9 protein-coding genes and 1 pseudogene are annotated in these 13,911 nt (G+C 55.3%); 6 read left to right on the plus strand and 4 right to left on the minus strand.

Annotated elements, in window-relative coordinates; translation table 11 throughout:
• The coding region (locus ABX962_RS15195; protein WP_372720827.1) for a fructose-bisphosphatase class III at positions 1-783 on the plus strand (783 nt) is incomplete at its 5' end.
• 214 nt (positions 784-997) lie between these two features.
• Here ABX962_RS15195 and ABX962_RS15200 read toward each other — a convergent pair.
• The 4 genes from ABX962_RS15200 to ABX962_RS15215 form a co-directional block, all read right to left on the minus strand.
• Entirely contained in the window at positions 998-1,891 is an 894-nt protein-coding gene (locus ABX962_RS15200; protein WP_372720829.1) for a ParA family protein, read from the minus strand.
• 1,045 nt (positions 1,892-2,936) lie between these two features.
• Positions 2,937-3,782: a sugar phosphate isomerase/epimerase family protein gene (locus ABX962_RS15205; RefSeq protein ID WP_372720831.1), complete on the minus strand. Its 846-nt coding sequence runs from the start codon at positions 3,780-3,782 to the stop codon at positions 2,937-2,939.
• Positions 3,779-4,951: a Gfo/Idh/MocA family protein gene (locus tag ABX962_RS15210; protein WP_372720833.1), complete on the minus strand. Its 1,173-nt coding sequence runs from the start codon at positions 4,949-4,951 to the stop codon at positions 3,779-3,781. The genes ABX962_RS15205 and ABX962_RS15210 overlap by 4 nt, the downstream gene beginning before the upstream one ends.
• A 76-nt stretch (positions 4,952-5,027) precedes the next feature.
• Positions 5,028-5,987, minus strand: coding sequence for a dihydrodipicolinate synthase family protein (locus tag ABX962_RS15215; RefSeq protein ID WP_372720835.1), 960 nt, complete (start codon positions 5,985-5,987; stop codon positions 5,028-5,030).
• A gap of 203 nt (positions 5,988-6,190) precedes the next feature.
• On the opposite strand from ABX962_RS15215, the gene ABX962_RS15220 reads away from it, so the two are divergent.
• The 5 genes and pseudogenes from ABX962_RS15220 to ABX962_RS15240 form a co-directional block, all read left to right on the plus strand.
• The gene (locus tag ABX962_RS15220) at positions 6,191-7,084 is read left to right on the plus strand and encodes a helix-turn-helix transcriptional regulator (protein WP_372720837.1); all 894 of its coding nucleotides are present in this window, start codon (positions 6,191-6,193) and stop codon (positions 7,082-7,084) included.
• A 289-nt stretch (positions 7,085-7,373) separates the two neighbouring features.
• Positions 7,374-8,702, plus strand: coding sequence for an ABC transporter substrate-binding protein (locus ABX962_RS15225; RefSeq protein ID WP_372720839.1), 1,329 nt, complete (start codon positions 7,374-7,376; stop codon positions 8,700-8,702).
• Positions 8,699-10,885 (plus strand): response regulator, encoded by a 2,187-nt coding sequence (locus ABX962_RS15230; RefSeq protein WP_372720841.1) that lies wholly within the window; start codon positions 8,699-8,701, stop codon positions 10,883-10,885. Before ABX962_RS15225 ends, ABX962_RS15230 begins: the two co-directional genes overlap by 4 nt.
• 111 nt (positions 10,886-10,996) lie before the next feature.
• Positions 10,997-12,433, plus strand: a complete 1,437-nt coding sequence (locus ABX962_RS15235; protein WP_372720843.1) for a sulfatase — start codon at positions 10,997-10,999, stop codon at positions 12,431-12,433.
• 921 nt (positions 12,434-13,354) lie between these two features.
• Positions 13,355-13,911 (plus strand): annotated as a pseudogene (locus tag ABX962_RS15240) (hypothetical protein); the annotation flags it as partial.

Raw genomic sequence — 13,911 nt, forward strand, 5'->3', positions numbered from 1 at the left:
AAACTACAAGAACAAATGCGGTTCATGGTCGGACACGGGTCGATGTATCTGAGACGCGACGAATGTCTGATTTTTCATGGATGCGTGCCAGTGGATGCCGACGGTGCGTTTCTGCCGCTGATTGTCGATGGTCAACCGCTGGCGGGACGTCAATTGTTTGAGAGCATCGAAAAAGTGGTCCGTCGTGCGGTCGAGAAATCGGCCCAAGAGGATCTTGATTTCCTCTGGTACCTTTGGAGCGGGCCGCGGTCACCGTTGTTTGGGAAGGACCGGATCGCGACGCTCGAGCGTGATTTCATAGCAGACAAAAAACCGCATCGCGAGACCAAAGACCCCTACTTCTCGCTGATTCATAAAGCCGAGTTTTGCGACAAGGTGTTGGCGGAATTTGGGATGGAAACCGAGGGCGGATTGATCGTCAACGGGCACGTGCCGGTCAAGGTCGAAGAAGGAGAGTCTCCGCTGAAACGCAGTGGCAAGGCGATCACCATCGATGGAGCTTTTTCCGAGGCTTACGGCGACTACGGATACACCTTGGTGCTCGAGCCGAACCGCATCGTGTTGGCCGAACATCATCATTTCGAATCGGTTGATGCGGCGATCCGCGACGGAATCGACATCGTGCCCTCGGTCCAGGAAATTCGCGTTTTTGATCAACCACGGTGCACCCGTGATACCGAACGCGGCCAGCGGATTCGTTATCGAATCGAGATGCTCGAGCGGCTGATCGAAGCCTATCAAACCAATCGGCTGCATGAGCACGCGACCAGCAGCAGTCTGTAATCGCTAACGACAAGCCGCCTTGCTACCCGTCGTTTTCCTGGTAGTGCTGGTAGTGGATGAGGCGACGAATCCCTGTTGTCCTCGCTTTGGCCGTCAATACAGAGGTCTCGATCTGCTCTTGTGTGCGTTTGTCGTCTGTCACCTCTCCAATAGGGCTCGGAAGAAATACTCGGCCTTCGGAATCAGAGATCAACCGTGCAGAAAAAAATGTGCTTTAGACGTAATGAATGACACGTGTCTCGATCCCATAGCGTTCGCATCGACTAAACAGTTCATCGACCAATTCGCGATAGCGCGTGGCGAAAGGTTGGCTATATTTTGCATCGCAATTGGCAGATGGAGTTTGGATGCAACGCGGATCGACAGCCGAAGCCAAACGCGTCGCGTTAGGAATGATCGTCTGAAACGGTTGGGGGATTCCCGAGAACGGATCTCGGACCATTTCACGGTGAAGTGCGACCTGTTCGCGGTACAGTGTCCATAGCGTTCCCAATCCGGCGAGTTTGAAACCGTAGCTCGAGATCCGTTTGACCAGGTTTTCGGAGCCCCGCACCGACAACTGATCCGGAACGCTTGGAATGATGTATCCGTCTGCAATTCGCATGAACATTTTAACTTGCATCGCAACGCTTGGAGGACAATCGATAAGCACGATATCATAGCTGGCGTTGAGCCAGCGTTTTACCTTTTTCATTTGGCGACCTAAGTACCCCTGCAGTTCACGCTCGGTGGCATAGGTTCGGCACAGTCGCTGGGACTTTGCAACGTTGCTCGAGAAATCATCGATGCGAAAAGAGCAGGGAACGACCGAAAGATTCTCGCTGGCCGTCAGCACGGACGACGCATTCGCCAACGCATATTTCGGCAGGTCAGCGATATCGAAATTGACGTCGGCCATTGCCAGAAACATATCGTGAAGCGTCGTCTTTGCCCGCTCCGATTGAAGCATCCGAGTCTGTCCGACCAACAGTTCACCTGCCATGCTCTGGTGATCCGCGTCAATGACAAGTGTTCGTTGTCCCTGTTCGGCAAAGGTTTCTGCAATGGCGACCGTCGACGCGGTTTTGCCAACACCGCCTTTCAGGTTGATCATTAAGAGGATAGGCACGGTTTGGCTCGCAATGGGTCGGGGCGATCTGGAAGGAGGGGCAGGGGGCGGGATGGGCACCCTGTTGTTGGCTTATCGGCTGGCACTCATCGAAGATGCAACACTTTGCGTCTGGAAAGCAAAATGCTGACAAGCGGAAACACCCGGGGTATCGGCATGACAAGAACGGCATTTGGGTTCGCGTCGACACAAGAGTGTCGTCAAAGTGAACAACGCGTTGCGCCGCAAAATCGCGGGATGACGCCTAAGCCTGGACCGCTAAAATTTGGGTGAGCTTGTGCGTTTTGGTTGCGATAGTTATCTGCCACCTCTCCACCGACGAAGTCGGGGGAGAGGTCGAGCACGCCCTAAAGGCGTTGCTCGGGTGAGGGGGCGACCGCGCTATCGACCGAGCAAGTCCGGTGCACACGGCGTTTTCGTCGCCAGCGAATTGCTCGGTCAGCCCCCTCGCCCGAACGTCGCTGAAGGCTCCGCCGAAACTCTCCACCAACTTCAAAGACTGCTGATTATAAAGCAAGCGAATAGGCCGGAGGCCGACACATCCTCTGCCGTTGGCGTCAGCCAACGATTTAGGGGCGATCTGTCGTCCTAAGGCCGGAGGCCGACACACTGCTGGCAGAGTGTGTCGCCCTCTGGGCTGCGCTTTCTCGCCTCCGCTAGCCAAATGTTTTGAAGTTGCGCGTTTAAACGTTCTTCGGGCCAAAGGCCCAGCAATTTGCCTAGCCTGGCCCAACGGGCCAGTTTGCGATGCAAAGAAATCTAAGGGCCAACGGTCCGGCCATTTGCTAGCCGCCCTCATTAAGTCCGAGCAAACGTCCGGGGCTTTGCCCCTAAATACAAACGCGCAACATCATAACTTGCGCTTTGGGTTGTGAAAAACACGCCACTTCAAAAGCCGAATGCGATCTGCTTTCGTAGCGGCACGGCGCAAGCCGTCCGGTTGCGACTAATAAAACGTTCGAAAATGACTTTGCGGCTTGCGCCGCTCCGCTACAAGCCCCATAGGGTTGGTGCCAACTTCGATGGTTCTTAAAAGCGATTTCTTTTACGAATGAGTTTCGTAACGCTGAATGATCTTGTCCAAATAGTCGCCTTGGTCGGCGGCCCAATGCTCTTCGGAAAAGATTTCGACTTCGATCCAGCCATCGAAGCCAGCGGCCTCGACTTCTCGGCGGATGCCAGGAATGTCGATGCAACCGTCGCCCATCAAGCCACGGTCCGTCAACAGGTCGCGCGTCGGCACTCGCCAATCACAAATGTGAAATCCGAATAGTCGTCCCGCTTCGCCAAGCAACTTGATTTCGCGATTCAGATCCGGATCCCACCACACGTGATAAACGTCGACCGCAGCGCCGACCAAACAATGATCAAGCTGATCGCAGATCACTCTCGCTTCGGCGATCCGGTTGATGCAACTCTTGTCTGCAGCGTACATCGGATGCAGCGGCTCTATGGCAAGTTTGACGTTTGCCGCCTCCGCCTCGGGCAGGATGCTCTCGATACCGTCGCGTACCCAGCCCCGCTGTGTTTCCAGTGCGACGCCCGGTTCGGCACCGACGACCAACACCAGCATTTCGGCGTCCAGGTCTGCAGCGGTTTCAATCAAGTTCCGGTTGTGGTCAACACGTTTTTGACGCTCCACGCTGTCGGATGCACAGAAAAAACCGCCACGCACGAGCGCTGGCACTTTCAGCCCTGCATCATCCACGATTTGTTTTGCCGACGCAGTCGTCATTCCTTCCAACGCCTCGACCCATACGCTGATACCGGGAATGCCGCGTCGTGAATAAGCCTCCGCCGCCTCGGCCAATGACAACGGTTTGGTCGTCATCGTGTGAACGGCCAATCGATCGCGATCCGGTGCTGCGTGTTCTCGTCGCGTCTGGATCATCCCATCTCCTTTTCGTCCACCGTGACCCATCGTTGCTGACTCGACGAGGTCTCACCAGCATCGGCCAACAAGACACCTGCGGCGCCACTGCGTAACGTCCATGGAAATTCAGCGTCCGCCGCGACGTGTTTGAGAAACAGTTCCCACTGGATTTTGAAGGCATTATCGTAATGCGTCGCGTCAGGCAACTTTTGCCAACCTTCGTAAAAATTGATCGGCTGAGGAATATCGGGATTCCAGATCGGCCGCGGAGTCGAGGCAAGACATTGCGTCCAACACTCGCGAAGTCCAGCGACGGCCGAACCTTTGGTTCCATCGACTTGGACGGTCAACAAGTCGTCACGCCGGACGCGAGTCGCCCAGGAACTGTTGAATTGGCAAGTCAAACCATTTTCCAGCAGAAACAACGCGTAAGCCGAATCGTCGGCGGTGCACTTGTAGGGTTTTCCCGATTCGTCAATCCGTTCCGGAAGATCGGTAACGGCGTGCGCGAGCACCTTTTTCACCGGACCAAATAGATCGTTGATCAAGTATTGCCAGTGGCAAAACATGTCGATCATCATCCCGCCGCCATCTTCGCGGCGGTAATTCCACGACGGACGCTGGACGGTTTGATTCGGTTCATCGCCCGCGAACACCCAGTACCCGAATTCACCACGGACGCTGAGGATGTCACCAAAGAATCCTTGGTCGCGAAGCATTCTCAATTTACGAATTCCCGGCAACCACAGCTTGTCCTGGACCACGCCATTTTTGACGCCTGCGGATTCGCACTCTGCCGCCAACTTGAATGCTTCGCTGGGATCGATCGCGATCGGTTTCTCGCAATAGACCACTTTGCCATGCTGAATCGCTTGGCGGACGATCGTCGCTCGCATCTGAGTGCTTGACGAGTCAAAGACGATGTCCGTGGCCGCATCCGCAATCACCCCGTCGACGTCGGTCGACCAATCAACGGAGCGTCCAATTTCCTGTGTGGCGACCGTTTCAGCCAATTGACGCAGTTTGGATTCGTTGCGTCCCAACAGGATTGGTTTGATCTGAATCGTTTGTCCGTCGTCGGTGACAACACCTCCTTGACGCATGATGGCCAGTATCGAGCGAATGTAGTGCTGGTTGGTTCCCATGCGACCGGTGACCCCGTGCATGGCGATGGTGAGCGTTTTCATGAAACTGTCTTGCGGTACTTTGGAGAAGCAGGTTTGGATGCGAAGCGGACAGAAATCGACAACGGCAACGAAAGCTTTACTCGGAGATGCGATCCAAGATGTTTTGCAGGATCGCGACATCCGATTCGGGACGTTCGGGGCTGCCGGGATACGTCAGCGGTGTTTTGATCCATCCGCGTGCGTGCAGAAATTGAGCAGCGTTGTGCTTGTATGCAGGCACCGGATCGCGAAACGCGAGGAAGCCGAGATATTGAAGGATGTCGTTTAGTTCGTAAAAACCAGCGTCCCCTGTAGCCCACATCGCATCGCGGCGGGCGAACGCTTCGGGGGCAAACGTGCTCAGCCCGAGCAGGTAGTCGCTTCCGTACATCACCATGTCGATCGCTAGATCGTTGCCCGTCAATACCTTGAAATCAGGACGAGTTTCGTCGCGAAGCCGAAGTCGCTGCCACTCCAGTTCACGGCTCAGCGAAGAGTGTTTCGCTCCACGACAAGTCTCGATTCCCATCAACCCCTTGTAGACATCCAAACTGTAGATCTTTCCGAAGGGGGCAAACATCTTGCCCAATTCGAACCCGAGGAAGTCACCAGCGTGTGAACCGATCTTTGCGTAAGCTTCGACGATGTCGTCATCCGCTTGTTCGGTCAAACCATAAGACTGAAAAATGATCGGCGTCCCACCATATTTCAAAATTTGATCCAATCCGGTTCGGTAGGCATCAAAGTCGAACGCCGCATCGGGATCGTCCTTGACGAATACGCCAGCGACGTACGGTTGTCCGTCCATCAAGTTCTGCGTCTCTGCGAGCACCTGTTCTCGTTGCGATTCGCTGATCAGGTTGGCGTAGCCGGTGTCCATGTTGACTGCCGGTACCAACCCGGCATCGGCGGTACGGGTGACGTGTCCGCGAAATCCTTCCCAATCGATTTTGGTTCCCGAGAGCAGCGGCAACAGGATGGCCGACATACCGCTGATGGTACGGCGGGGGCGGATCGCGGGGATTTCGTCGATGTTTGGACGGGTGAGCTGTGACATTGGAGGAAACCTTTGACAGAAACGGAGGGCGAGTGTTGACGCGTTGAATTTCGATGTTGGGATTATGGCAGCGGATCGATTTAGCGGCTTGGCCATTTGCGCATAATCGACTTGCAATTTGGGCAAACCGTGCAATCATCAGAGGCGGATCCCGTTTGGTTTGGGCCTTTGTGTTGACATGACCGCTGCCGAGAATGCTTTCGATGACTTTAGAACCCGCCCAACGCCGCAGCGTCCCAGTACCGGAAACGATGTCAAAATCGGGACTCTGGGTGTTCGAAAGCCTGCATGACGAGGCCTTTTCGATGACCGAGACCGAGCATCGCTTTCCCAAGCTGCTGTACATTCGCCAGGGCAGCGGCGAAGTGGCTGCAAATTGGGCAGCCGCAGTCGCGGGGCCAGCAGGCGGGGCGGAGGCATCCGATTGCGTCGCCGGCGATTGCATTCTGGTCCCCGCCGGGATGAGGCACCGGATTATCGATGCGCCGCGGCATCCGATTTCGTTGTATGGGTTGGCGATCGACCCTCAAAAGATCGCACCCTGTGCCGAAATTGACACGATGATCCCGATTGGCAAACTTCCTCGTCAGCGGATGTCGTTATTGAACATCGAACGACGATTCCGTCGTCTGCTGTACCTCGTTTCACAACCAAGCGCGGCTTCGACGTTGTCGGCGATCGCAGCGGCGATCGAGATTTTTGCTCAGCTTGCATTGGCGTCCGGCGGTCAACTGGCGTCCGAGAATGCCCAAAGTCGTGATCTCGGCGATACACGTCCCTTGGACGCGATTGACGAATATTTGCTGTGGTTGGATTTGAACTTCTTTGAACCGTTGACCGTCGATGCGGCCGCCCGAGCTTGTAATATGTCACGCCGCAAATTTACGAACGATTTTCGTGACCGGACCGGAAAGACATGGCTGGCCTATTTGAATGAACGACGGATCGATCATGCCAAGACGTTGCTTCGCAACACGCAAAGCAAAGTGACATCGATCGCATTTCAAAGTGGATTTGATGAACTGTCAACCTTCTATCGAACCTTCCAACGATTGATGGGGATGCGACCACTTGATTATCGCGAAAACTCGGATTGACATGGCCGCGAATTTGCATGTTGAACCGCGGTCCAAATGGGCACTGGGAAGAGTTGGCTAGGGGATCGAATCGCACGTTTCCTTCGGTCTTGGGAAATCGCAATTCTGTGCTTTTTACAAGCCAATACGAATGCTGGGTTGTTGGATTGTTACAATGACCCATGCGACAAGTCGTTAGATTCCGGCATCCGATGGGGTTGTGACATCGTTTCGGCGATTGCGCTGCCCGTATCGACGAGCGAGTATTGCTATGCGATCTCTGCACAAAACTGTCAACATACGTTCACCCGTGCTTACACCGATCTGCCGAGCGATTCGTTTCGGCTACGGATGGTTGGCAATGATCGTGTTCGCCAGCAGCCTTCAAATCACGACCGGGAAACTGCACGGTGAGGAAACCGAGGCCGGTGAACGGAAATTTCACGTGGCGATGTTTACACCGCGAGATCAGGACGATGCGTTTTGGGGACCGTTCGTCGAGTTTATGGGCGAGGTTTCCGATGATCTCGGGATTCAGTTGGAGGTCTTTTTCGCTGGCAACAGTCGCAATCGCATGGTGTCCCAAATTCGTGATGTTTGTGATCGCGAGGACAAACCGGACGCGATTGTATTCCAAAGCTTCAAAAGGGGCGGTCCCCGGTTTCTGCGAATCGCCGAACGGCGACAGGTACCGGCGGTGCTTGTTAACGCAGGACTGCAGCCTGAGCAGAGCGAGGAACTCGGGCAACCGCGAACGAAGTTGACGCATTGGTTGGCCGAAGTGTTGCCCGATGACTACGATGCTGGTTTTCAGCTTGCCAATGCATTGATCGATGAAGCCCTGCGCTCGCCACGACGGCTCGCCGCCGATGGCAAACTGCATGTCATTGGTTTAAGCGGGGTGGTATCGGATGGCGCTTCGATCCAACGTATGGCCGGACTTCACGACGCGATCGCCAAACGCAGCGACGAGGTCGTCTTGGATCAAGTCGTTGCGGCTGATTGGAGCCAAGAACTGGCGCGGTTTCGCTGCCGCATTCTGCATCGGCGCTACCCCGAGTCATCCGTGATCTGGTCCGCCAGCGACGCGATGGCGATCGGAGCCATCGCGGCGATGCAAGATCGAGGAAAAACACCTGGGACCGATGTGATCATTGGAGGAGTCGATGCGACGCCAGAAGCGTTGGGCTTGATCGCCCAAGAAGTGCTGTTTGCGTCGGTCGGTGGCCATGTGATGGAAGGAGGGTGGTGCATTGTGTTGCTGCATGACTTCTTTCACGGCATCGACCTTTCCAGGATCCCCACCCATTACGATTCGCCGATGCGATTGATCACACGCGATAACTTGGCAGCGTATCGCGCGGTGCTTAGTCGCGAGACGTGGCAAGAAACGGATTTTCGCCAATTTTCGTTGTTGGACCGCCCCAATCAATCGACGTATCGTTTCGATCTCGGTCGTGTTGCGGCGGGAGCAGGGCTCGAGAACAGCTTGGGCATTGAGCACACCACGGGGACCAAAAGAAAGCTCGGCCCAGGACAAGACGATCGCTCGAGAGTCAATACTGGCTCGGAGAACGATTCAGTCGTTCCGGTGGAGACGGAATTGCCCGAGACGCATCGCGATGGGGAATCGCGATGACACTCGCCCAAGCGAACAGTCAAAATGACCTACGTGTGGACGGACAAGGAATCACGCTGCGGTATGTGATCGCGTTGGTGACCACCATTCTGATCACCCTAGGTTTGTTTGTCGTGGTCGCGGCGGTGTTGACGATCACGCAGTTTGATGATCGGATTCGCGAACAAGCGGATCGCACGGCGGGGGCAATCGCCACCAGTATCGCGACGCCGCTTTGGAACATCGACGAACGCGCGATCGGCGATCTATTAGGTGCGAGTCTTACGAACCAGGAAATCGAGTTCGTCCAAGTCGCCGATGAAGCCGAAATTGTGGCGTCGCGGCGTCAACCCGGAGTACCCGAGACCGATCTGGCTGGTTACTTGAGTTCGTCGCAGCATGTGGTAGCCAGGACGCCGGTTCGATTTGATGGCCAAACCATTGGCCACGTCAATCTGGTGATGTCCCGCCGGGCCGTGATCGACGAGATTCGGCGCGACATGATTTTCGCGGTCGCGCTTGGCGTCGTGATGTCGCTCGCCGTCTCGGGAACCTCGATTGTCATCACGCGATGGTTTGTTTACCGACCGATGCGACGACTGAATGAGATCGCGATCCGCGAAGAGCAGCGTGCCGAGGCGGCCAATCGCGCCAAGAGTGAGTTTCTTGCTTCGATGAGCCACGAGATTCGTACGCCGATGAACGGGATCATCGGCATGACCGAGTTGCTGCTTCGCACCGATATGACCTACGAACAACGTGACTATCAAAACATCGTCCGGCAATCCGCCGACGCGTTGATGCAATTACTGAATGACATCTTGGATTTTTCGAAGATCGAAGCGGACAAACTCGAACTCGAATGCATCCCGTTTGGATTGCGGGATGCGATCGGTGATACCCTGCTGACGATCAGCAACCGTGCCGCCGAGAAACAGCTCGAATTGACTTGTCATATTTCGCCTTACGTCCCTGACACGCTGGTTGGCGATCCGACGCGGCTGCGTCAAATAGTGATGAATCTCACCGGCAACGCGATCAAATTCACCGAACAGGGCGAGGTCGTGGTGGACGTTGGAATTGAATCGCAAACCGACGATACACTGATGTTACACGTCTCGGTTCGCGACAGCGGGATCGGCATTGCACCCGACCAACTGTCACGCGTGTTCGACATGTTCAGCCAAGCCGAGAGTGCGACGACACGTCGGTTCGGGGGAACCGGATTGGGGTTGTCCATTTCCAAACGGCTGGCGGAGTTGATGAATGGTCGAATTTGGGTCGAAAGTGAGCCTGGCAAAGGAAGCAATTTTCAATTTGTGGTGCGGATGCAAGTCGCATCGAAGCAAGAGACCCGCGAAATCCCCGACCTAGTGGTCGGGCAATCAGTGCTGGTGGTTGACGCCCACCGCACCACTCGTGAAATCCTGGTCGACCTGCTGACGCAGTGGGGGCTGTCGGCCACGGCGGTGCCCGATGGGGACGCCGCGATGGCAGAACTTGAACACGCCTGCGATCGTGGTGATCGCTATTCATTGGTTCTCGCCGATGGAGCGATTGCGAATGACGACGCTTCGCAACTCGTCAAACGGATCCGCCAACATGAAAACCGCACGCTCTCAGCGATGCACATCATGTGGATGACGTCGGGCTCTGCGGCACTGGATAGCAACTTTGCTAAGCAATGGAACGTGGCGCGGTGTCTGCCCAAGCCGATCAAACATTCGACGTTGCTGCAGGCCGTCACAACGACACTGGGAAGTGACGAGTCGACCGAGCCAGGGCGGTGTGTAGCGGCCGCCAGCGATTGTAGCCACGTTCACGCTCGTATCCTGCTAGTCGAAGACGGATTGGTCAATCAAAAGGTCGCCGTTTCGCTGCTCGAGAAACGCGGTCATAGCGTCGTCGTTGCCAACAATGGCCGCGAAGCAGTCGATACGCTGATGGCGTCGGATCCCGCGAAATTTGACGTGGTCCTGATGGACGTTCAAATGCCAATCATGGATGGCTATGAAGCGACACGTGAAATTCGCGCTGGCGAAAAAACAAGTGGCAAACACATCCCGATTGTGGCGATGACGGCGAATGCCATGAAAGGGGATCGCGAGCAGTGCCTCGACTGTGGAATGGATGACTACGTTTCCAAGCCGTTTCAGTCGCAGGAGTTGTTCGCCAAGGTCGAACGCTACGGTTCCCCTGTTTGACCGGACTTTCCATTTTCAGCTCGCAATTCGGTGGCAGACGGAGGATGAATTAGGCTAAGATTAGTCCTTCCCCAACTCATTCCCTACCTTGAATTTGCCAGACGAACTTTCATGTTGTATAGACTTTTCCCTCTGATCTGTCTTTGTATTGCCAGCCTAGCCAGCATGGGCACCGGCACTGCGCCCGCGGCCGAGAAGCCGAATGTGTTATTGATTTCGATCGATGATTTGAATGATTGGGTCGGTTGTCTGGGCGGACACCCGCAGGCCAAGACGCCGAACATCGACCGCTTGGCGGGAATGGGAACGCTTTTTGACAACGCGCATTGTCAGTCACCGGTGTGCAACCCATCGCGTGCCAGCATGATGACCGGACGTTATCCGCACACCACGGGTGTCTATTTTTTAGCGCCGGATCTGAAGCAAGCACCGGCGCTTGCGGGCGTCAAGACGCTGCCTGAGGTGTTTGCCATGAATGGTTACAAGACAATGGCATCGGGAAAGATTTTTCACACAGGCGACAAACGCTTTTTTCAAGAATATCAGCCCTCGGGCGGATTTGGACCGAGACCCAAAGAAAAGATTTCTCAGCCACACGGTCACCCGCTTTGGGACTGGGGTGTCTATCCCGAAGACGATGATCAAATGCCGGATGTGAAAGCGGCGAAGTGGGCGGTCAAGCAGCTCGAAACAAAACATGACGCGCCGTTCTTTATGGGAGTCGGATTCTATCGACCTCACGTGCCAATGTATGCACCGCAAAAGTGGTTCGACATGCATCCGCTGAAAGACATTCAATTGCCGCTGGTTCGTGAGGACGACCGCAACGACCTCAGCCAATATGCAATCGACTTGACGAATCGCGAGCATGTTTCTCCGACGCATGATTGGGTCACCGAAGCGGGGCAGTGGGAGCATGCAGTCCAATCTTACTTGGCCTCGGTCACCTTCGCCGACCACTGCGTTGGAATGGTTTTGGACGCACTGCAATCAAGCGATTACGCTGACAATACGGTGGTGGTCCTGTTTTCGGACCATGGTTTTCACCTCGGCGAAAAACAACGTTGGGCAAAGCGATCGCTGTGGGAAGACGGTACTCGCGTGCCGCTGATTGTTTCAGCCCCAGGTTTCGCCGCCGGTCAAACGACCAAACGCCCTGCCGAGTTGGTGGACGTCTTCCCGACGCTGTTGCAGCTAGCCGGGTTGCCTGCGGATTCGGCATTGGAAGGCAACAGCCTGGTCCCGCTGATGAAGGATCCACAGCAAACTTGGACGCATCCGGCTGTGACTAGTTTTGGTCTTGGCAATTTTGCAATTCGCTCGACGCGTTACCGCTTCATTCAATATCACGATGGATCGCGTGAACTGTATGACTTGAGCAAGGATCCGCATGAATGGACGAACTTGGCGTCTAACCCCGAGTACGAAGCGATCGTGTCAGAACATGCCGCGTTTCTGCCCGCGAAACAGCATCCCGTCTTGCCGGGCGATTCGACCGGGCACAATGCCTACGCCGCAGCCAACGCAAATGCCAAGATCGAAGAATAGACGTTTGCTTCGCTACGGGTGAATCACCGCGGCTCTCGCGAGGTTGTCTAGCCGAAACACGCAAACCACTTCGGGCGACGCTACAAAGCATCTTCAGTAGCGGAACTCGTCAAGAGTTTCGGGGGAATGCGTCGCGGGACGAAAGTCTTGACGGCGTGTTGAATTATTGAGCCGCTCGCGCATCAACGGCCGGGGGCGCGCGCACAACCCGGTGCCCTCACGGCCTGTACCATCTTCTTTGGTACTAAACGGGTGGTTTTCGTAGCGGAGCGGCGCGAGCCGCCCGGTCAAAATCGAACGGTTTACTCGCTGCAACCGGACGGGCCCCGCGCCGCGACCGCTACCCCAAAGTAGATGGCATTGGGTTCCAGCCCGCAGAAATCGATTTGCAGCGGGCATTCCTTGCTGAATCTCTCCTGATTTGCACCGACAGCAAATGCGAGCCCTCCCAAAACAAAAATGACGACCAACAAGATGGGGGTCGAACGCGGTGACTTTTCGAGTTAGCAGCAAGACGAGCAAACTTGCCGCGTTGTCTTGGGGGGCGAATAGGGACACAACACGTTTGACGTGTCTCGCGATCCCCCAAGAACATGCTGAGCAACCCAGTAAGATGCTCGGTCCCAAGTCGGTCTTTTGGTTCGAGGAAGATTTGTAGTGGCTTGGGAACTTAGTGACACATTGTAACCGCAAGGTTTGGGGTTACCGTAGAGCGGTCGACCGATAATATAGTACCGCCGCAAAGGTGACCAACGATGCATCGCAAAGCAGTGCAGCGTATTGCCAAGCGATTGGTTAACGCCGGACCGCTGTGTGATGGATCATTCGATTTCGATGACGTTGGCACCTTGATACAAGGTCGACCGAACTCGTCGATCGGATTTGAGCCTCACGATTTAAGCCAAGAACGAAGTAAAGTCAGTGTCAAAAATGAACTTCGCGAGCACGAACATCATTGGCCATGCGTACTGGGGGGTGGCATTGATTTTGCGAGTCAGCGTACTCGCGATTGCGATGGCGTCGTTGGCCTATGCGGCAAATTCACCGGCTGATCTTATGCAGCGAGCGATTCGTCTGCAAAGCAATCTGGACGGTATTACAGATAGCCCCGAATCCGTATTGGAAGCCTTGGCGATCGTGCAGCAGTACGAACACGCCGTGGGGCCGCTGTTTATGAACACGGCAACCAAGCGAGGCTTTTCACGGGAACCATCTGACAAGCTCAAGTTAGAACACGCCATCTTTGACATCCAGCAAGCGTTGATCGATCGGGCGTACACGCCCGAGGGTCTGCAACGGTTTCACAAAATATTGAGTGGCAAACGGTTCGAGACGTCGCAGTACTTCCCCGGCTCGGTCGACCCGCCTGTGAATCCAAAGACGACGTACAAGGTGCGGATCAATGCGTCTCAGCCGACCGCATGGGGGTCACCCGTCGCTGGACACGACAACCTGGCTCGGCGTCCAACGGGATGTTA

The sequence above is a fragment of the Novipirellula sp. genome, assembly GCF_041583735.1.
Lineage (GTDB): Bacteria > Planctomycetota > Planctomycetia > Pirellulales > Pirellulaceae > Novipirellula.

What these genes read in the sequence shown, in the direction of transcription:
- ABX962_RS15215 (WP_372720835.1), bottom strand. Translation starts at nt 5,987, where the DNA reads ATGTCACAGCTCACCCGTCCAAACATCGACGAAATCCCCGCGATCCGC.
- ABX962_RS15220 (WP_372720837.1), top strand. Translation starts at nt 6,191, where the DNA reads ATGACTTTAGAACCCGCCCAACGCCGCAGCGTCCCAGTACCGGAAACG.
- ABX962_RS15205 (WP_372720831.1), bottom strand. Translation starts at nt 3,782, where the DNA reads ATGATCCAGACGCGACGAGAACACGCAGCACCGGATCGCGATCGATTG.
- ABX962_RS15210 (WP_372720833.1), bottom strand. Translation starts at nt 4,951, where the DNA reads ATGAAAACGCTCACCATCGCCATGCACGGGGTCACCGGTCGCATGGGA.
- ABX962_RS15235 (WP_372720843.1), top strand. Translation starts at nt 10,997, where the DNA reads ATGTTGTATAGACTTTTCCCTCTGATCTGTCTTTGTATTGCCAGCCTA.
- ABX962_RS15230 (WP_372720841.1), top strand. Translation starts at nt 8,699, where the DNA reads ATGACACTCGCCCAAGCGAACAGTCAAAATGACCTACGTGTGGACGGA.